Here is a 20,391-nt window from a genome sequence, read left to right as displayed (position 1 = left end):
AACAAGGAGGAGTAACATTGTCTAAAAAGGCGAAGAAAAGGAAGAAGGCTGCCGCGTACAAAAAGAAGAATGACGGCATACATCCGCTAATTTACGAAGTGGCCGGGTTGACGATGATCGGCTTCTCTATCATCATCATTTTTGAGTTCGGCATCGTCGGAAGAGGCTTGTCCTCGTTTGCGAGACTATTATTCGGGAATTGGCATGGGGCTGTCCCGCTTTTATTGATTGTCCAGGCGCTTCTTTTCATGGTGAAACGGCAAACGATCGGTTGGAGAAACCGGATTGTCGGCGGCAGCTTATTCATATTGGCAAGTCTGCTATTATTTAGCCATATTTATTTATTCAAGGAGTTGTACGAGAGCAAAGTGCTCATGTCCAATTCAGCATTTAAAGAGACGTGGAAAGTCCTCGTCACGAACGAAGGCATTGCATCGAGAAGCGGTGCCCTCGGGGGAGGATTGGCAGGAGCTCTGCTTTTCGCCCTTTTCCACTCTTTATTTGATTCCGCCGGAGCAACAGTGGCGGGTGTGCTTCTCTTAATGATCGGTATCATACTTCTTACTGGAAAGGCACTCGTCCCGTATATTGCCGAACTTTATCCGAAGCTTATTGCTTCTTTAAAAACGAAAGTGGATAGAAAAGGTACGAAAGCTCCCAAAAAGAGAAATCAACCGACACAATCAAGGACGACACGTTCCAAACAGTCGCAACCAATGGACGAGCCAGGCATTGGGCCAGTTGCTACGATCGAGGAACACGAAGAGATTATATCTAAACCGATCATATCTGCGTTCAATGAACGGATTGAACCGACCCCGACGAACGATGAGCATGCCGCTGTCATCGAGAAGGAAGTGGAGGCTCCACCGGCTATCGATTCTGAAGCTGGTGAGATCCCGACATATTCGGGCGTATCTGGCGAGGAGGAAAATGTTTCATACATATTGCCTCCGCCGTCATTGCTTAAGCAAACGCCAGCGAATGATCAATCTGCAGAATATGACTCTATTCATGCAAATGCCCAGAAGCTAGAACGGACATTCTTAAGCTTCGGTGTAAAAGCGAAAGTGACCCAAGTTCATTTAGGACCTGCCGTAACAAAATACGAAGTGCTGCCTGATACGGGTGTGAAAGTAAGCAGGATCGTCAGCTTGGCGGATGATATCGCGCTTGCTCTTGCTGCGAGCGATATAAGAATTGAAGCGCCGATCCCTGGTAAATCGGCAGTCGGTATAGAAGTGCCGAACAAATCAGTTGCCATTGTAAGTTTGCGGGAAGTGATTGATTCGAAGGAAAATAATCGACCCGACTCGAAGTTAAGTATCGTTCTTGGACGAGACGTGACAGGACAGGCAATGATGGCCGAATTGAATAAAATGCCGCACGTCCTTGTTGCAGGGTCGACAGGAAGCGGGAAAAGTGTGTGCATTAATGGAATTATCATCAGTATATTGATGCGTGCCAAGCCACACGAAGTGAAAATGATGATGATCGATCCAAAAATGGTTGAATTGAACGTCTACAACGGCGTCCCGCATTTATTGGCGCCTGTCGTGACCGATCCGCGCAAAGCATCCCAAGCTTTGAAAAAGGTTGTGTCTGAAATGGAACGTAGATACGAGCTGTTTTCACATACAGGCACTCGGAATATTGAAGGATATAACGAACATATCGAACAGTGGAATGAAGAAAACGATGAAAAGCATCCTCGTATGCCATATATCGTCGTGATTGTCGACGAGCTTGCCGATTTAATGATGGTCGCTTCAAGCGATGTAGAGGATTCCATCACTCGACTTGCCCAAATGGCGCGAGCGGCGGGAATACATTTAATCATCGCCACGCAGCGCCCGAGTGTGGATGTCATTACAGGTATTATTAAAGCGAATATCCCATCACGAATTGCGTTTGCAGTCTCATCCGCAGTAGATTCGAGGACGATATTGGATGGAGGGGGCGCCGAGAAATTGCTCGGACGCGGCGACATGCTATTTCTGCCTGCAGGGGCTTCCAAACCGGTCAGGGTCCAAGGGGCTTTCGTTTCCGATCAGGAAGTTGAGGCTGTCGTTAATTTTGTCATTGAGCAGCAAAAGGCGCAATACCAGGAAGAGATGATTCCGACAGAGGTGGAAGAAATCCAACCGTATGAAGAAACCGATGAGTTGTATGATGAAGCGGTACAGCTCGTAGTAGAAATGCAGACAGCGTCCGTATCCATGTTGCAGAGACGTTTCCGTATTGGCTATTCGAGAGCGGCGAGGATTGTTGATCAAATGGAAATGCGTGGAGTCGTAGGTCCTCCGGAGGGCAGCAAGCCGAGACAAGTACTGACATCGACAGCAGATCCGGATTATCACTCATGAAAACGTGACAAAAGAAGTACATTTCAGACCGGTTTATTCATAGATTCATTCTTTTTTGAAAAACAGATGTTTATTTTGTAGTATGAAAATGATATAGTATGGATGATTAGGAAATGAGGTAACACATCTGAGGTCTAACCTCATCAGGAGGCGGGATTTAAATGGTGGTTAAAACGGATCAAAGGCATTTATACGTGCAAGTGATCGAGCGGTTGAAGGAAGACATCGAGGCTGGAGTCTTCAAGGAAAACGAAAGATTCCCATCCGAATTTGAGCTTGCCAGATCACTTGGCGTCAGTAGGGCAACGCTTCGGGAAGCATTACGTGTCCTTGAAGAGGAAAAAGTCATTGTCCGCAAACACGGTGTCGGAACTTTCGTAAATCCGCGGCCATTATTTTCTTCTGGCATTGAACAGCTATCAAGTGTCTCCTCCATGATATGTGATGCAGGAATGGTTCCGGGCACAATTTTCATGGAAGTGCATGAGAGTCTCCCAACTGATGAATTGATGGGGAAGTTTGATTGCGAAGCAGATGATAGTCTCGTAACTATTAAAAGAGTCAGGACAGCAGATGGAGAGCCGGTCGTTTATTGTGTCGATCAGGTGCTTTCCAAAAATCTCGATGCCGGCTCCGATGTATTGTTGAACGAATCGATTTTCGAATCGATTGAGAAATCAGGTAAGATCCGGATTGTACAGGCAGTGGCGAACATTGAACCTGTCGGTTATGACGATGAAGCGTCATCCATACTTAGATGTGGAGTTGACATTCCTCTTCTCGTTTTGATCCAGCATCATTATAGTGAGGAAGGCGAAATGGTCCTTTACTCCAAAAACTATTTTAGGGCTGATAAATTCAGCTTCCACGTAGTCCGAAAAAGGGTATAAGGCACATTCTCTTGAAGCGGTCGGCAAGCAATAGTAAATGACAGGCAGCTAGTGTAAGCAATAACCGCCTGTCATTTTGACTGCAGCAGTTTGCTTTTTGAGTGTGCATTTAAGACGTTCATACGTCATATTTCATACCAAAATAAAAAAACAGGGAGGTCCAATCAGTGAGCAAACGTAAATACGGTCTTGCATTATCATTGGTTCTCGCAGCAGGCACATTACTCGGTGCATGCGGCACGGACAAAGAAAAAGCAACTTCTAAGGGTGGAAATGAATCGGACTTTTCACTAGCGATGGTTACGGATGTCGGCGGTGTTGACGACAAATCATTCAACCAATCCGCTTGGGAAGGAATCAAAAAGTTCGGTGAAGACAACGGTCTAAGTAAAGGCAACGGTGGCTTCGATTACCTTCAATCAACAGGTGAAGCAGATTATACGTCCAACTTGAATGCGCTTACCCGCCGTGACTTCGACTTGGTTTTCGGTGTCGGGTACATGATGGAAGAAGCAATCAATACAATTGCTTCACAACAACCTGATACAAACTTCGGAATTATCGATGGTGTTGTTGATCAGCCAAACGTGGCTAGCATCCTGTTCAAGGAGCAAGAAGGTGCATTCCTAGCAGGAGTTGCTGCGGCGTTGATGACGAAATCTGACAAGGTCGGTTTTGTAGGCGGTATGGAAATTCCGGTTATCGAACGTTTCCATGCAGGTTTTGTTGCTGGAGTTGAAGCTGTTAATCCTGACATCAAAGTAGACGTACAATACACAGGAGCTTTCGACAAAGCGGAACTTGGTAAAGCGGCAGCTGGCCGTATGTATTCTACTGGAGTCGACATTATCTTCCACGCAGCAGGCGGAACTGGTAACGGCGTCTTCACAGAAGCGAAAGAGCGTAAAGCGGCTGACAAAGATGCTTACGTATGGGTAATCGGAGTTGACTCTGATCAGTATGATGAAGGTAAAGTCGGCGATGATAACATCACATTGACTTCAATGCTCAAACGCGTTGATGTTGCGGTCCAAGACATTGCGAAGCTTGCCCAGGAAGGTAAATTCCCTGGCGGTGAAACGAAAGTTTATGGTCTTCATGATGACGGTGTAAAACTAGCAGATTCACGTGGCGCAATTCCTGAGGATGTTTTGAAGCAAATCGACGAATTTGCCAAAAAGATTGCTGATGGTGAAATTGAAGTACCTGAGTTTGTTGAATAATATATGATGCGACAAAGGCCGGTTTAATCCGGCCTTTGTTGTGACAAAAGCTTCCAATAAGATGATAGAGTAAAAGGTTTTTATACAAAAAGAACCTTTTATTGTGTTCATTTTATTACCCAACTATAAGAGAGAAACTATTATACAAGGAAGTGAAACCATTGGAATATGTCATTGAGATGTTGAACATCACGAAGAAGTTCGGTAATTTCCGGGCGAATGACAACATCACCTTGCAACTGGGGAAAGGGGAAATCCATGCGCTTCTAGGTGAGAACGGCGCTGGGAAAACGACATTGATGAATGTGTTGTTCGGACTTTATCAACCTGATGAGGGAGAAATACGCGTCAACGGGAAAAAGGTTAATATAACAAGTCCGAATGTTGCAAATGATCTAGGGATTGGAATGGTTCACCAACATTTCATGCTCGTCGAAAACTTGACAGTCACTGAGAATATCATTTTAGGCAATGAGCCGAAAAAAATGGGTGTCGTCAATATAAAAGACGCGGCAAAGAAAGTGGCTGAGATTTCCAAGACTTACGGGTTAAATGTCGATCCTTACGCTAAAATCGAAGATATTTCGGTTGGAATGCAACAACGGGTGGAAATTCTGAAAACTCTTTATCGTGGTGCAAATATACTAATCTTTGACGAGCCGACTGCTTCCTTGACGCCTCAGGAAATACAAGAACTAATTGCGATTATGAAGAAGCTCATTACCGAAGGAAAATCAATTATCCTCATTACCCATAAGTTGCAAGAGATCATGGACGTTTCCAATAGGGTCACTGTCATCCGAAAAGGGCAAGGGATAGGGACGGTAGTAACTTCCGAAACGAATCCTGAAGAGCTTGCCACTTTGATGGTTGGAAGGCAAGTTACATTCAAGACGGAAAAAGGTCCTGCTAATCCGCAGGAAGAAGTATTGAAGATTGAAGATCTTGTAGTGTTGGATTATAGGGGAATCGAAAAAGTAAAGGGATTGAATCTTTCTGTTCGAAAAGGCGAGATCGTCGGTCTGGCCGGTATCGATGGAAATGGGCAATCCGAGTTGATTGAAGCGATTGCAGGTCTTCGAAAAGTGAAGAGCGGAAAAATCACTATCAATTCAAAAGATATTACGGGATTGAAGCCAAGAAAAATTACGGAGGCAGGATTGGGACATATTCCGCAAGACCGTCATAAACACGGACTTGTCCTCGATTTCTCAGTAGGCTACAACGCCGCTCTACAGGAGTATTACCATGAGCCGTATTCCAAAAAAGGCCTCATGCATTATGATGTCGTCTCCGAGCAGGCAAAGAAAATCATTGAAGAGTATGACGTGAGGACGCAAGGCGAACACGAGCTATCTCGCGCCTTATCCGGTGGGAATCAACAAAAACTGATCATCGGACGTGAAGTTTCACGTAATCCAGAGTTGCTTATAGCTGCATTGCCTACGAGAGGACTGGATGTCGGGGCAATTGAATTCATCCATAAAAGGCTTATTGAACAGAGGGATAATGGAAAAGCGGTTTTCCTTATTTCCTTTGAACTAGATGAAGTCATGAACGTGTCGGATCGTATTGCGGTGATTCACGATGGCCAGATCGTCGATACGGTCATTCCATCGGAAACGACTGAAAAGGAACTTGGTCTCTTAATGGCCGGGCATTCAGCGAAAGAGAAGGGGCAACAAGATATGAAAGAAGGTGCGGATCGAAATGTCGAATAAAGTAATCAACATTTTAGTGCCGATCATTTCGATCATTCTCGGTTTACTCGTCGGAGCCGTCGTCATGCTTTTCAGCGGCTACGATCCAGTAGCGGGTTATATAGCATTATGGAACGGTATATTCGGAGATAGCTATGCCATCGGTGAAACGATTCGGCAAATAAGCCCGTATATCTTAGCGGGTCTAGCGGTCGCATTCGCTTTCCGTACAGGGCTTTTCAATATCGGTGTCGAAGGGCAGCTCATGGTTGGCTGGTTTGCTTCGGCGTACGTCGGTGCGGCGTTTGAATTACCGATGTACATCCATTTGCCTTTCGCCCTATTGGCTGCGGCATTGGCAGGGGCGCTATGGGGCTTGGTGCCGGGCATTTTGAAAGCAACGTTACGAGTCCATGAAGTAATTGTCACAATCATGATGAACTATGTTGCACTTCATGTTGTGAACGCGTTAATCAAAACAGTATCCGGTGGAAGCTATAAAACAGACAAAATACAGCCAACTGCTTCTTTGCGTTCGGACTTCCTTTCAAATTTGACCGATTATTCCACACTGCACTATGGGATTTTTATAGCACTTGCCATGGTCGTTGTCATGTGGTTCATTCTTGAAAAAACGAAAACCGGATTCGAATTGAAATCTGTCGGATTTAACGAGAACGCATCCCAATATGCAGGGATGAATGTAAATAAAAACATCATTTTGTCCATGGTTATTTCGGGTGCTTTTGCAGGTCTGGGGGGTGCCATGGAAGGTCTCGGGACATTTGGAAGCATGACGAACCAAGGCGGATTCACTGGCATTGGTTTTGACGGGATTGCCGTCGCCTTGCTCGGTGCCAACTCCCCGATTGGTGTCATCTTCGGTGCATCATTGTTCGGATCGTTGAAATACGGCGCGAATAACATGCCGAATGCAGCAAGCATTCCACTTGAAATCGTTTCAATCGTCATTGCACTCATCATATTCTTTGTCGCCTGCGGGTATATCATCCGGGTGGGACTGCAACGGTTGAATCAGAAGAAAAAGGAGGCGAAATGACATGAGCTTTTTGGAAGTTCTATATTTTATCGTACCGACTTCGATCGCTTATGCCGCCCCTCTCATTCTAACTGCCATCGGTGGCGTTTTCTCTGAACGTTCCGGAGTTGTAAATATCGGACTCGAAGGCCTGATGGTCATGGGTGCATTCATAGGGATCGTCTTTAACTTGGCATTTGCCGACGTATTCGGCGGATGGACTCCATGGATTGCGTTGTTAGTTGCCATGCTAGCTGCCGCTATCTTCTCGATCATGCACGCTGTTGCTTCGGTCTCCTTCCGGGCAGACCAGGTTGTTTCCGGGGTGGCCATCAATATGCTCGGTATTGCAATTGCATTGTTCTCTGTGAAAATGATGTTCGGAAAAGGACAGACGGATTTTATCCAAAAGAAAATTCCGCGTATTAACATTCCGTTTTTGCAGGACATCCCAGTTATTGGACCGATGTTCTTCAAATCGGTTTACGGTACTTCCGTATTGGCGATACTTGTCGCAGTGACTGCATGGTTTGTCATTTACAAGACACCATTCGGCCTTCGACTACGTTCAGTAGGAGAGCATCCGATGGCTGCAGACACGATGGGTATCAATGTGACAAAAATCCGTTACACGGCAGTTATCATCTCAGGTGGTCTCGCTGGTATCGGTGGGGCTATCTACTCACAAACAATGACCGGCGATTTCGGTCATGCAACAATCAACGGTCAAGGATTTATGGCGTTGGCGGCGATGATTTTCGGAAAGTGGCATCCGATTGGTGCGATGGGTGCAGCATTATTCTTCGGCGTTGCCCAAGCGCTAGCAATAAGTGCGGGATCCATCGATATCGACTTCATCCAGAAAATCCCGACTGTCTATTTCCACATCTTGCCGTACGTCTTGACGATCTTAGCATTGGCAGGGTTCATCGGAAAGGCGAATGCCCCGAAAGCGAACGGAGTGCCTTATATCAAAGGCAGCAGATAAATCGAATTGTGTACCGCCTGAATTCCCTTCGTTGGGGTTCAGGCGGTTTTATCTTAAAATGCGTTTATTTTGCCTTGCCTACATGATGAAATGTATATTGTAGGAAGGTATTCGTATAATAAAGAAAAAAACGAGGTGTCCGTATGTTTACAAAGGTCAAGCTTCAAAAGGGAGTCAATTTATATATCCGCAAGACAGAGCAATTCAAAACGATTACGATGTCCATTAAATGGTTGGCTGAACTGGATGAAAAACAGGCAGCTTATCGTGCGGTTCTATCAAATGTCCTCCAAGATTCAAACGCTGATTACCCGAAACAGAGCGATTTGCGGAAAGCGTTGGATGAATTATATGGCACTGTTTTTTACATGGATGCAGGAAAACGAGGGAATGCACATATCGTCTCGTTGAATATGGAATGTGTAAACGATGAATACCTTTCAACATCCGGCGTATTTGATGAAGCGTTAAAAATGGTTCGGTCAGTCATCTTCAATCCGAACTTAAAGGATGGAACTTTCGATGAGTCCGTCGTCAGCCGTGAAAAACGGACGGTGATTGAGAGAATCCGATCCATTTATGATGATAAGGGAAGATATGCCCATAAACGAATGCTCGAACTGATGCGTCCGAATGACCCTGCTTCCATGTCGGCTAGCGGCACCGAAGAGGATGTTGAGAGCATTACGAGTGCCACGCTCCTTGATACATACAAGAGAATGTTGGATGAAGATGAGATAGACATTTATGTCGTCGGAAATGTCCAGGAAGATGAGCTTGTTGAGAAAGTGAAATCGATGTTCGCATTTCCTGCAAGGGACGTTACGAGGAAACAATATGAACAGAAAGAGATGGAAGCTAAAGAGGTGCAGAAAGTATTTGAACGGCAAGACATGAAGCAAGGGAAGCTGCAAGTCGGATATAGCACCCCAATTTCCTTCTTCCATCCTGAATATCCTAAAATGCAAGTGACCAATGGTGTGTTGGGCGGGTTCGCCCATAGCAAGTTGTTTATGAATGTGCGCGAAAAAGAAAGCATGGCGTACACTGTCAATAGTGCTTATTCAGCTTACTACGGCATTCTATATGTCATGGCTGGAATTGATGCTGACCTCGAGGAGAAAGCCGTGAAATTGATCGATGAACAGATCGATGCACTGCAAAATGGTGTCGTTTCAGATTTGGAGCTCGATCAAACAGTCGCTTTATTGACGAATAGCATCCGTAGTGCATTCGACTCTGCAAGAGGCCAAATCGAGGTTTACGATCAATACAAACAGTTGGATGAGGATTTCACAGCCGATAAATGGATCGCCAAATGGGAAGCAGTCTCCATTGAAGATGTTAAACAAATGGCATCACAGATCCACCTTGAACTCATCTACTTGTTATCGGGAAGAGAGGCGTAACGATGGAAAAAATTACGTTTGACAACTTACAGGAAACTTTATTCCACGAAAGGCTCGACAATGGACTACATGTGTATATTTTGCCTAAGCGAGGATTTTCGAAAACGTATGTGACGTTTACAACAAAATATGGTTCAATTGACAGGACGTTCATCCCGAGGGGCAAGAACGAATTCGTAACTGTTCCTGATGGGATTGCCCATTTCCTAGAGCATAAAATGTTTGATAAGAAGGAAGGAGACGTATTTCAAAAATTCGGCGTCCTAGGTGCTTCCGCGAATGCATTTACTTCATTCACGCGCACGTCCTACTTATTCTCCACGACTGAGAACTTGTATGAAAACACGAAAGTGCTGCTTGATTTCGTGCAAGAGCCTTATTTCACAAAAGAAAAAGTGGAAAAGGAAAAAGGCATCATTGCGCAAGAAATCACGATGTATGACGACAATCCGGATTGGCGCAATTATTTTGGGACAATCCAAAGCCTATACAAGGAATATCCCATCAATATCGATATAGCGGGAACGGTCGACACAATCCAGGAGATTACGGCCGAGCACCTTTATGAATGTTATGAAACGTTTTATCACCCTTCGAACATGACTGTTTTCGTCATAGGAGCTGTCGATCCCGAAGAGATGATGAACTATATCCGTGAAGACCAAAACAGCAAAGAATTTTCGGAGCCTGAGGAAATCACGCGCAAATATCCTGAAGAGCCAATTGAAGCAAACAAGAAGAAAACTGTGCTTGAAATGGATGTGCTACGTCCGAAATTCAATTATGGCATGAAGTGCAACAACACACTGATGGAAGGCGATGAAATGCTTCGCCAAGATTTGTCGGTCAATCTTCTCCTCGATATTTTGTTCGGTCGGACTTCCGATTTTTACACGAACGCATATAAGGAACATTTAATCGATGAAACATATCATTACGATTTCATATTCGAGAAGGGCTTCGGGTTCGCAATGGTCGAATCGGATACGGATAAGCCGGCTGAATTAGAAGCGGCCGTTCGCGCTACAGTGAAATCACTAGCGGAAAATTGGACGATTTCCGAAGAAGACTTGAACCGTGCAAGAAAGCGTAGGATTGGCCAATTCATGCGTTCATTGAACTCAATCGAATTTATCTCGAATCAGTTCACACAATATAACTTCAATGGTATGAACCTTTTCGATGTTGTACCGACACTTGAGAAAATTGAAATTGAGCATTTGCAGGACGCGTTTAAGACGATTTCCAATGAAGATAGCCATACAGTCATGACAATCGTCCCAAGCTCAAAAGAAGGCTGAAATGAAACGCTATGCAGTGATCCTAGGTTCATCCGGAGGCATCGGGGAAGCGGTTAGCCGTAAACTCGCCGCCGACGGATGGTCCTTGTATCTTCATTACAATAGTAACGCAGAGCGGGCCACAGAGTTGAAGAGAGAATTAACACAAAAATACCCAGACTGTTCCTTTCAAATTATCCAATCGGATTTCTCAAAACAGGACGGCGCCGTAAAGCTTGCAGAACAGGTCGGACACGTCCAAGCGATTATCGTTGCTCTCGGTCAGTCGATGTTAAAATTATTAACCGACACGAGTAGTAGCGATATGGACGAATTATGGCGTGTACATATGCAAAACCCTGCAATGTTCATTAGCCTGGCATCGCCTCAATTGCGGAGCCATCCCATTTCGTACGTCCTTTTCATAGGTTCGATCTGGGGTAATACCGGAGCTGCAGGGGAAGTGATGTATTCCGCAGTAAAAGGTGCCCAGCATGCATTCGTCAAAGCGTATGCAAAAGAGGCTGCTTATACCGGGACGAGAGTTAATGCCATCGCGCCAGGTTGGATTGAAACGGAAATGAATGGGGAATTATCGGAAGAAGATAAACAGCAAGTCATAGATCAAATTCCATTGCAGTCAACCGGCCAGCCCGAGCAAGTGGCGGATCTCGCAAGTTTTCTCGTCAGTGGAAAAGCGGATTATATGACTGGGGATATCTTGAAGCTGAATGGCGGATGGTATATCTAACCATAATAGGGGGACACATTTATCCCCTTTTTCTTTTTTCCTTTTCTTCGCCTGTCGAATCCGCTATTATAGAACTAAGTTGCGTCTTTTGCGTCCTACAAATAGAAGCACTTCAAAAAAGGGTCGGGTAATCACTTTCAAGCTTAGGTGTAAGGTGTTGAAAACGGATTGAAGGGGTGTGTCGAATGGGTGAATGGTATGTCGAATACGAGATACAAGTAAATCGGCCGGGGTTGCTTGGAGATATCGCTTCCCTACTCGGGATGTTGCGAGTCAATATCGTAACGATCAACGGTGTCGATGGCGGACATCGCGGCATGCTAGTCCGGACGGAAAATGACGATCAAATCAAACGTTTCGAATTGATTGCATCGACGATGGAAACCATTCAGGTGAAAAAAATCCGTGAACCAAAATTACGCGATATTTTGGCAGTAAGGCATGGACGGTATATCCAACGGGATGTCGACGATCGGAAGACATTCAGATTCATTCGCAGCGAATTAGGTGTCCTCGTTGATTTCATGGCGGAACTGTTCAAGCAGGATGGCCATAAATTGATCGGGATCCGGGGAATGCCTAGGGTCGGGAAAACGGAATCAGTCGTAGCTGCAAGTGTTTGCGCAAATAAGAAATGGATTTTCCTTTCTTCCACAATGATCAAACAGACCGTACGAAACACTTTGGCGGGGGATGAGTTTTCGAAGGATAATATATTTATCCTCGACGGTATTGTCACACGTAAATCAGGAGATGAAAGGCATATGCAACTCGTCCGTGAAATGATGAGTATGCCAACCATCAAAGTGGTCGAGCACCCGGACATGTTCGTTCAGCATTCTGAATACGACATGGAAGATTTTGATTATATCATCGAATTGCGGACAGATCCCGACCAGGAAATTACATATGAAATGATGGAGAAAAACCATATGATGTCCGATGTCGGACCGATGGGTGGATTTGGTACGTTCAACTTTTAAACAGGCAGGTGATACAAATGACCGGATTAGGTGATCGTCTTAAAGAGGCGAGAGCAGCTAAGGGATATTCACTGGATGATTTACAATCGATAACTAAAATTCAAAAACGGTACCTTTCCGGTATTGAAAATGAAGATTACAGTATGATGCCCGGCGCTTTCTATGTACGTGCATTCATTAAACAGTATTCAGAAGCTGTCGGTTTGGATTCAGATGAAATGTTATCCTTATATAAAGAGTCTGCAATGCATGAGAAACTTGAAGAAGAAAATGCGCAAATCACTCCTCCCATGACGAGGAACAGAGGCATTAAAGGAAACAGCCGTCTGAATGAAGCAATCCCGAAAATTATTGTGGCATTATTTATTGTAGTCATCATCGTCGTCGTATGGGTTTTATGGCAGAAAAACGCTTCCAATAATGCAGGAATGGACGTTGAACCGGAACAGCCAATTACGATGGATCGCGGCAATCAGCCGCCAGCAGGTAATGGGGACGGTGGTACGGCGGATGAAAAGTCCGACGAGGAAAAGACAACTGAGCCCGATCCTGAACCTGAGGAAGAAGTGAAGGAACAGTCTCTCACATACGTCAGTACAAGCGGGCAAGACTCGAAGTATACGTTGACGGATGCTGAAGAATTCAAGCTGAAGATCGATACATTCGGCGATACGTGGATTGGTGTGCAAAATGAGAACAAAGAAGAACTTACACCAATGGCAAGAGTTATGAAAAATGGGGAAACGATTGAGTTGGATGTATCGGATGTTGAGTTTGTTCGAATTCGAGTTGCTGTGACTCCATTTACCGATATTTATGTAAATGGGGAAAAACTCGAATATGTATCAGATGCTTCAACGCAAAACATTTTTATAGAATATGAGAAATGAAAAATAGTCATCTACAAAGATGACTTTTTTCATTCTAGAAGGATAGGTGAGACAATTGAATTTACCAAATAAAATTACAGTATCCCGCATTTTCCTCATCCCTATATTTATTATCTTCATGGTTGTGGATTTTGGATTCGGGTCCTTTGAGTACGGAGGCACTATTCTCTCCGTGGAGCATTTGATCGGTGCGCTATTGTTCATCATCGCGGCAGCGACGGATTGGTTCGATGGTCATTTAGCGAGAAAACATAATCTCGTCACGAACATGGGGAAATTTTTGGATCCTCTCGCTGATAAGCTTCTTGTATCAGCTGCGCTAATCATTTTAGTTGAATTAGGATCTGCCGCTTCATGGATCGTTATCATCATCATTAGCAGGGAATTTGCGGTTACCGGATTGAGGCTCTTGCTCGCAGGTGGCGGAGAAGTTGTGGCTGCAAACCAATTAGGGAAGATTAAGACAGCTACACAACTTGTTGCAATCGCATCTTTGCTGCTTAACAACATATTCTTTGAAGCAATCAACTTCCCATTCGGCTCCATCATGCTTTATATCGCCCTATTCTTTACAATTTGGTCAGGGGCTGATTATTTCTATAAAAACCGGAGGATCTTACTCGACTCCATGTAAGGAGATGTCGTAATGAAAGCGGAAATCATCGCAGTGGGTTCAGAACTTCTATTAGGCCAAATTACAAATACGAACGCAGCCTTCATTTCGGCGCGTCTTGCTGAAGTTGGCATCAATGTGTATTATCATACGGTCGTCGGGGACAACCCCAAAAGGTTGGAGGAAGCAATAACAATTGCGCAAAACCGTACCGATGTTATCATCTTTTCGGGAGGATTAGGACCGACAAAGGATGATTTAACAAAAGAAACCATTGCCAAAATGCTTGGTGAAGAACTTGAGAGCGATCATACGGCATTAGCATCTATTGAAGCCTATTTTAAGCGGACAGGCAGGACGATGACTGAAAATAATAAGAAGCAAGCGCTAGTACTTACCGGATCGAAGGTTTTGACAAATAATCACGGGATGGCACCAGGCATGGCCATCGAAAAGAATGGCAAATGTTATATATTATTGCCAGGACCGCCGCACGAAATGGAACCGATGTTTGAAAAAGAAGCGATTCCCTATTTATTGGGGGCTTCAGGCAAACGTGAAGTTATCGTTTCCCGAGCGTTGAAGTTTTATGGTATCGGGGAGGCCGAGCTTGAGTATCGTGTCCTAACGATTTTGGAGAAGCAGACAAATCCGACTATCGCTCCTTTGGCATCACCCGATTCGGTCATATTGAGATTGACGGCAAAGGCAGAATCGGTTGAGACGGCGCAAAAGTTAATAGCACCTGTAGAATCTGAAATACGCTCATTAGTAGGCGAATTCATTTATGGCATAGATGAAGACACCTTGTCATCGAAAGCTGCTGAATTATTGTTAGGAAACAAGCTGACAATCGCTGCCGCTGAAAGTTTGACGGCAGGTCTATTCATGGCGGAGTTGGCGGATGAACCAGGAATCAGCTCTTCCTTAAAAGGCGGGGTAGTCGTCTATGATGAGACGGCAAAGATGAATCAGCTAGATATTCCAGCTTCATTGCTTGATGAGTTTGGCGTTGTCAGTCCGGAATGCGCAGCAGCGCTCGCCCGGAATGTGAAACGGAAATTCGGCTCGGATATCGGCGTCGGGTTGACGGGAGCAGCTGGACCGGATCCGCATGATGGGAAACCGATGGGCACTGTGTGGATCGGGATAGCTTGTCGCGAAGAAGTGAACACATTTAAACTCAACCTTTCAGGTTCCAGAAATGCCAATCGCAAACGTGCGGCCAGATTCGCCATCTATTATTTGATAAAAGAAATGAATAAGCATGAAACCGAAAATTGAATTTTGACGCATATTCTCAATTAAAAATGGATTTTCCCCCTCATTCTCATTTAAAAATGGATTTTGATAAAATAAATCGAATAAGCGTTCGTTTTTTATTTGAGTATTTCTCATAAAAGGAGTATAGTAGAGACAGGAAGAAAAGAATAAGGCCTTTTAAGGGAGGAATCGTTTTTGAGCGATCGTAAAGCAGCTTTGGACCAAGCTTTGAAACAAATTGAAAAACAATTCGGTAAAGGTTCCGTCATGAAATTGGGGGAAAAGACCGATCGGGAGATTGCAACCTCTTCTACCGGCTCACTTGCTCTCGATGCAGCATTAGGGGTTGGCGGTTATCCAAGGGGACGTGTCATTGAAATCTATGGACCGGAAAGTTCCGGTAAGACGACAGTAGCATTGCATGCAATTGCGGAAGTACAAGCTTCAGGCGGACAAGCCGCTTTCATCGACGCTGAGCATGCATTGGATCCTGTCTATGCACAAAAGCTGGGCGTCAATATTGACGAATTGCTTTTATCGCAACCGGATACCGGCGAACAGGCGCTTGAAATTGCAGAAGCACTTGTCAGAAGTGGTGCAATCGATATCGTTGTTATAGACTCTGTTGCAGCGTTAGTGCCAAAAGCGGAAATCGAAGGGGAAATGGGCGACTCGCACGTCGGCTTGCAGGCTCGTCTCATGTCCCAAGCACTTCGCAAACTGTCCGGCGCTATCAATAAATCGAAGACGATTGCCGTCTTCATCAACCAAATCCGTGAAAAAGTCGGCGTCATGTTCGGGAATCCTGAAGTGACACCGGGCGGCCGTGCTTTGAAATTCTATTCTTCGGTCCGCTTGGAAGTGCGACGCGGTGAAGCTATTAAGCAAGGCAACGACATCATGGGTAACAAAACACGTATCCGTGTCGTGAAAAACAAAGTCGCTCCTCCGTTCCGTACTGCTGAAGTAGATATCATGTATGGTGAAGGGATTTCCAGAGAAGGGGAAATCGTCGACCTTGGCGCTGAGCTTGAAATTGTACAAAAGAGCGGCGCATGGTATTCCTATGAAGGGGAACGTCTAGGTCAAGGACGTGAGAACGCCAAGCAATTCCTGAAGGAAAATCCGGATGTCCGTTCTGAAATCGCAAATAAAATCCGGGCTTCTTATGGTATGGCTGCAGCCAACTACGTGATTGCAGCTCATGACGAGGATGAAGACGACGAACTGGAACTATTGCTATTAGAAGATGAAAAATAATTGATTTACAATCGGACTGCCTTTAAGGGCAGTCCGTTTTATTTTCATCCAGCTAATGCCTGTCGCCCCTAGGCAGGCGCCCTTCGCTTTTGTTATCGTCTAGACTCTGGGCGCCAGAGACTCGGGTCATAAGTCAAAGTTGCTCTGTGGCAAAAACCGCCACGGCGCATCTTCGCCTTATGCCTGTCGTCTCTAGGCAGGCGCCCTCCGCTTTTGTTATCGTCTAGACTCCGGGCGCCAGGAGCTCGGGGTCATAAGTCAAAGCTACTGCGCGGCAAAAACCGCCACTTCGTATCTTCGCCTTATGCCTGTCGCCCCTAGGCGGGCACCCTTCGCTTTTGTTTCCGTCTAGACTCCGGGGGCCAGGAGCTCGGGTCATAAGGCAAAGCTACTACGTGGCAAAAATCGCCACTGCGTATCTTTGCCTTATGCCTGTCGCCCCTAGGCGGCCCCCTTCGCTTTTGTTTACAATCCTTGACATCGCAAATTTTCATAGATACAATTAGAATTGTATAATTTCACACCAATGAAATCATAATGGCAGTATGTTGAATGTTGATATACGAGCCGACTGAAAACGAAAAGAATAGCAGGAGGAGGTGACCTGGATGCCAGATGGAATCATCGTAAACATCATCTCCGCTTTGCTCGGTCTGTTCGTCGGTGCAGTTGTTATCTATTTAGTTATCAAAAAGGTGAATGATTCAAGAGTGACGGGTGCCAAAAACTCTGCCGAACAAATCGTCGAAGATGCGAAACGTGAAGCGGAGGCTATGAAAAAAGAGGCACTCTTAGAAGCGAAAGATGAAAATCACAAACTGAGAATTGAAGCGGAATCAGAAATCCGTGAACGAAGAGCGGAACTGCAAAAACAGGAAAACCGCCTTTTACAACGGGAAGAAAATCTTGACCGCAAGGATGATGCTCTCAATAAAAGAGAAGCAGGACTGGAACGCAAAGACGACGCGCTTTCCAGTAGACAACAGCATATTGAACAAATGGAACGCAAGGCGGAAGATCTTGTTGCCATGCAACAGACGGAACTTGAAAGGATCTCGGCACTTACTAGAGATGAAGCGAAACGGATCATCCTGGATGATGTCGAGAAGGAGCTTTCCACAGATATCGCCGTCATGACGAAAGAATCGGAGCAACGTGCAAAAGAGGAATCCGAAAAGAAAGCTCGTGAAATCCTATCCCTTGCATTGCAACGTTTTGCAGCAGACCATGTTGCAGAAACAACCGTATCTGTCGTGAACTTGCCTAACGATGAAATGAAAGGCCGTATCATCGGAAGGGAAGGGCGTAATATCAGAACTTTGGAAACATTGACTGGTATTGATTTGATCATCGACGATACGCCAGAAGCGGTAATACTTTCAGGCTTCGATCCAGTACGTCGCGAAACTGCTCGTCTAGCACTAGAAAAGCTCGTGCAAGATGGCAGGATACACCCGGCACGTATTGAAGAGATGGTGGATAAGGCTCGTAGGGAAGTAGATGAGTTGATCCGCGAAAAAGGGGAACAGACTACATTTGATGTAGGAGTTCATAATCTGCATCCGGATCTGATCAAAATCCTTGGAAGGTTGCACTTCCGTACAAGCTACGGTCAAAACGTCCTGAAGCACTCTGTTGAAGTCGCTTATCTTGCGGGACTATTGGCAGCAGAGGTTGGCGAGGATGTCACCCTTGCAAGACGTGCTGGCCTTCTCCACGATATCGGCAAGGCGATCGACCATGAAGTTGAAGGAAGCCATGTCCAAATTGGGGTCGAGCTGGCTACGAAATACAAGGAACACCCAGTTGTCATCAACAGTATCGCCTCCCATCATGGTGATGAGGAAGCGACATCAGTCATTGCAGTATTGGTTGCTGCGGCAGATGCATTATCTGCGGCAAGACCAGGTGCGAGAAGTGAGACTCTGGAAAACTACATTCGTAGGCTACAGAAACTTGAGGAAATTTCGGAATCATATGAAGGCGTAGAAAAATCATTCGCCATCCAAGCTGGCCGCGAAGTCCGAATCATTGTCCGACCGGACCAGATCGATGATATTACAGCGCATCGCTTGGCCAGGGATATTAGGAAACGGATCGAGGAGGAACTCGATTATCCGGGTCACATCAAAGTGACGGTCATTCGCGAAACGCGTGCAGTCGAATATGCAAAATGATGAAAATGACTCCTGTCCAGCCATGGTTCAGGAGTCTTTTTCTTATCGTTTCCAAAGAAGTTCGTATAACTAGAAAGAGGTTACAATTATGAAAGTTATTTTTATAGGTGATATCGTAGGGTCAATCGGAAGGGACATGGTGTTTGATCATATCGCACGGTTGAAAAGGAAATATAAGGCGGATGTAGTCATTGCCAATGGGGAGAATGCCGCGTCAGGGAGAGGGATTACAAAAGCGATTTTTGATGATCTTCTCCGTTCGGGAGTTGATGTTGTGACAATGGGTAATCATACGTGGGATCAGAAGGAAATTTACGATTTCATCGATGATACCGACTATTTGATCCGCCCAGCAAACTTCTCAGACGATGCTCCGGGTAAAGGCATGACAACTATTACAAAAAATGGCGTAACGTTGTCAGTCATCAATCTACATGGCCGCACATTCCTCCCTCCTCATGGTGATCCATTTGAAAAGGCAGAAGAATTGATAGAAGAAGCAAGCAAGATTTCTCCGCTCATATTCGTCGATTTCCATGCAGAGGCGACGAGTGAAAAAATTGCAATGGGATGGCATTTGGATGGGAAAGCATCCGTAGTCGTAGGGACCCATACACATGTCCAAACGGCAGACGACCGAATTTTACCAGGAGGTACAGCTTATTTGACGGATGCTGGAATGACGGGTCCGTATGATGAGATTTTAGGGATGAAGAAAGAAGATGTCATCTATCGATTCCGTACGAATTTGCCTGTCCGGTTTGAAGTGCCGAAAAAAGGTCGTGCTCAATTGAGTGGGCTGTTCGTTGAGTTGAATGACCAAACCGGGAAAGCGGTAGCAATCGAGCGAATAATGATTAATGAGGATCACCGATTCGAAGCATGAAGTGAGTCTAATCATCTCCTTCTTTTCATAAGATGACTTATGGATAAATACATTCCATAGACATCGTGAAAACAAGGAGGAAACATGGTGAGTCCATTGAAGGTATCATCCCGCTCTAATCCGAATTCCGTCGCAGGAGCACTCGTAGCGGTAATCAGGGATCAAGGGTATGCGGAAATGCAGGCCGTTGGCGCCGGCGCATTGAACCAAGCCATTAAAGCGGTCGCGATAGCACGCGGCTTCGTCGCCCCAAGCGGAAGCGACCTCGTATGCGCCCCGGCATTTACCGATATTGAAATTAACGGCGAAGGTAGAACAGCTCTGAAGCTGTTAGTGGAAAAGAGAAAAAGAAGTTAAGAAAGAAACGTAATAGTTAAAATGTGGATACTCGAAAGACCGAAAATCGCCAAAACGGCTCGCTTTCCGCGGGCGTTGCCTTAGCCAATCGAACAGCGAAGGGTTCGATTTGTATAAATTCTGCGTTCTTCGTAGAATTTATACATCCGCTGCTCCCAACGCTATCGCTTATGGTCGCAAAAGCCGTTCTTCGTAACGGCTTTGCCCGCAGGAGTCTCGCCTTTTCTGGCGATTTTCTATATTTTCCTACTTAAACAAGTGAAGGTGGCGAAACAGTTACCTTCACTTGTTTTTCTAATGGTTTTAATAAAATACC

The 20,391-nt window shown here is 45.3% G+C and carries 17 protein-coding genes; all 17 read left to right on the top strand.

Annotated elements, in window-relative coordinates:
• Window positions 1-17 precede the first annotated feature (17 nt).
• Entirely contained in the window at window positions 18-2,366 is a 2,349-nt protein-coding gene (locus tag AB1K89_RS02180; RefSeq protein ID WP_413053161.1) for a DNA translocase FtsK, read from the top strand.
• 161 nt (window positions 2,367-2,527) lie between these two features.
• Window positions 2,528-3,256: a GntR family transcriptional regulator gene (locus tag AB1K89_RS02175; protein ID WP_413053160.1), complete on the top strand. Its 729-nt coding sequence runs from the start codon at window positions 2,528-2,530 to the stop codon at window positions 3,254-3,256.
• 167 nt (window positions 3,257-3,423) lie between these two features.
• Window positions 3,424-4,479 carry a BMP family lipoprotein gene (locus AB1K89_RS02170; protein ID WP_413053159.1) on the top strand — a complete coding sequence of 352 codons (1,056 nt, stop codon included), beginning with the start codon at window positions 3,424-3,426 and terminating at the stop codon, window positions 4,477-4,479.
• Between the two features lie 161 nt (window positions 4,480-4,640).
• On the top strand, window positions 4,641-6,200 hold the full coding sequence (locus tag AB1K89_RS02165) for an ABC transporter ATP-binding protein (RefSeq protein ID WP_413053158.1): 1,560 nt from the start codon (window positions 4,641-4,643) through the stop codon (window positions 6,198-6,200).
• Window positions 6,190-7,239, top strand: a complete 1,050-nt coding sequence (locus tag AB1K89_RS02160) for an ABC transporter permease (protein ID WP_413053157.1) — start codon at window positions 6,190-6,192, stop codon at window positions 7,237-7,239. The genes AB1K89_RS02165 and AB1K89_RS02160 overlap by 11 nt, the downstream gene beginning before the upstream one ends.
• 1 nt (window position 7,240) lies before the next feature.
• Window positions 7,241-8,206 carry an ABC transporter permease gene (locus tag AB1K89_RS02155; protein WP_413053156.1) on the top strand — a complete coding sequence of 322 codons (966 nt, stop codon included), beginning with the start codon at window positions 7,241-7,243 and terminating at the stop codon, window positions 8,204-8,206.
• A gap of 143 nt (window positions 8,207-8,349) precedes the next feature.
• Window positions 8,350-9,615, top strand: a complete 1,266-nt coding sequence (gene yfmF / locus AB1K89_RS02150) for an EF-P 5-aminopentanol modification-associated protein YfmF (RefSeq protein ID WP_413053155.1) — start codon at window positions 8,350-8,352, stop codon at window positions 9,613-9,615.
• A gap of 2 nt (window positions 9,616-9,617) precedes the next feature.
• Window positions 9,618-10,916 carry an EF-P 5-aminopentanol modification-associated protein YfmH gene (gene yfmH / locus AB1K89_RS02145; RefSeq protein WP_413053154.1) on the top strand — a complete coding sequence of 433 codons (1,299 nt, stop codon included), beginning with the start codon at window positions 9,618-9,620 and terminating at the stop codon, window positions 10,914-10,916.
• A gap of 1 nt (window position 10,917) precedes the next feature.
• Complete coding sequence (gene ymfI, locus AB1K89_RS02140; RefSeq protein WP_413053153.1) at window positions 10,918-11,646, top strand: elongation factor P 5-aminopentanone reductase; 729 nt, start codon at window positions 10,918-10,920, stop codon at window positions 11,644-11,646.
• 185 nt (window positions 11,647-11,831) lie between these two features.
• On the top strand, window positions 11,832-12,629 hold the full coding sequence (locus tag AB1K89_RS02135; protein ID WP_251624082.1) for a YmfK family protein: 798 nt from the start codon (window positions 11,832-11,834) through the stop codon (window positions 12,627-12,629).
• Window positions 12,630-12,646: 17 nt separating this feature from the next.
• On the top strand, window positions 12,647-13,519 hold the full coding sequence (locus AB1K89_RS02130; protein ID WP_413053152.1) for a helix-turn-helix domain-containing protein: 873 nt from the start codon (window positions 12,647-12,649) through the stop codon (window positions 13,517-13,519).
• Window positions 13,520-13,574: 55 nt separating this feature from the next.
• Complete coding sequence (pgsA, locus tag AB1K89_RS02125; protein ID WP_413053151.1) at window positions 13,575-14,153, top strand: CDP-diacylglycerol--glycerol-3-phosphate 3-phosphatidyltransferase; 579 nt, start codon at window positions 13,575-13,577, stop codon at window positions 14,151-14,153.
• A 12-nt stretch (window positions 14,154-14,165) separates the two neighbouring features.
• On the top strand, window positions 14,166-15,416 hold the full coding sequence (locus AB1K89_RS02120; protein ID WP_413053150.1) for a competence/damage-inducible protein A: 1,251 nt from the start codon (window positions 14,166-14,168) through the stop codon (window positions 15,414-15,416).
• A 174-nt stretch (window positions 15,417-15,590) separates the two neighbouring features.
• A complete protein-coding gene (recA, locus tag AB1K89_RS02115) occupies window positions 15,591-16,655 on the top strand; it encodes a recombinase RecA (protein WP_413053149.1) in 1,065 nt (354 codons plus the stop codon).
• A 608-nt stretch (window positions 16,656-17,263) separates the two neighbouring features.
• Window positions 17,264-18,832 carry a ribonuclease Y gene (rny, locus tag AB1K89_RS02110; protein WP_413053148.1) on the top strand — a complete coding sequence of 523 codons (1,569 nt, stop codon included), beginning with the start codon at window positions 17,264-17,266 and terminating at the stop codon, window positions 18,830-18,832.
• Between the two features lie 88 nt (window positions 18,833-18,920).
• Window positions 18,921-19,718, top strand: a complete 798-nt coding sequence (locus AB1K89_RS02105) for a TIGR00282 family metallophosphoesterase (RefSeq protein WP_413053147.1) — start codon at window positions 18,921-18,923, stop codon at window positions 19,716-19,718.
• 87 nt (window positions 19,719-19,805) lie between these two features.
• Complete coding sequence (locus AB1K89_RS02100) at window positions 19,806-20,075, top strand: stage V sporulation protein S (RefSeq protein WP_153010004.1); 270 nt, start codon at window positions 19,806-19,808, stop codon at window positions 20,073-20,075.
• The last annotated feature ends 316 nt before the right edge of the window (window positions 20,076-20,391 follow it).

The sequence above is a fragment of the Sporosarcina pasadenensis genome, assembly GCF_047228845.1.
Classification (GTDB): Bacteria; Bacillota; Bacilli; order Bacillales_A; family Planococcaceae; genus Sporosarcina.
This window is presented reverse-complemented; position numbering and strand designations above follow the sequence as displayed.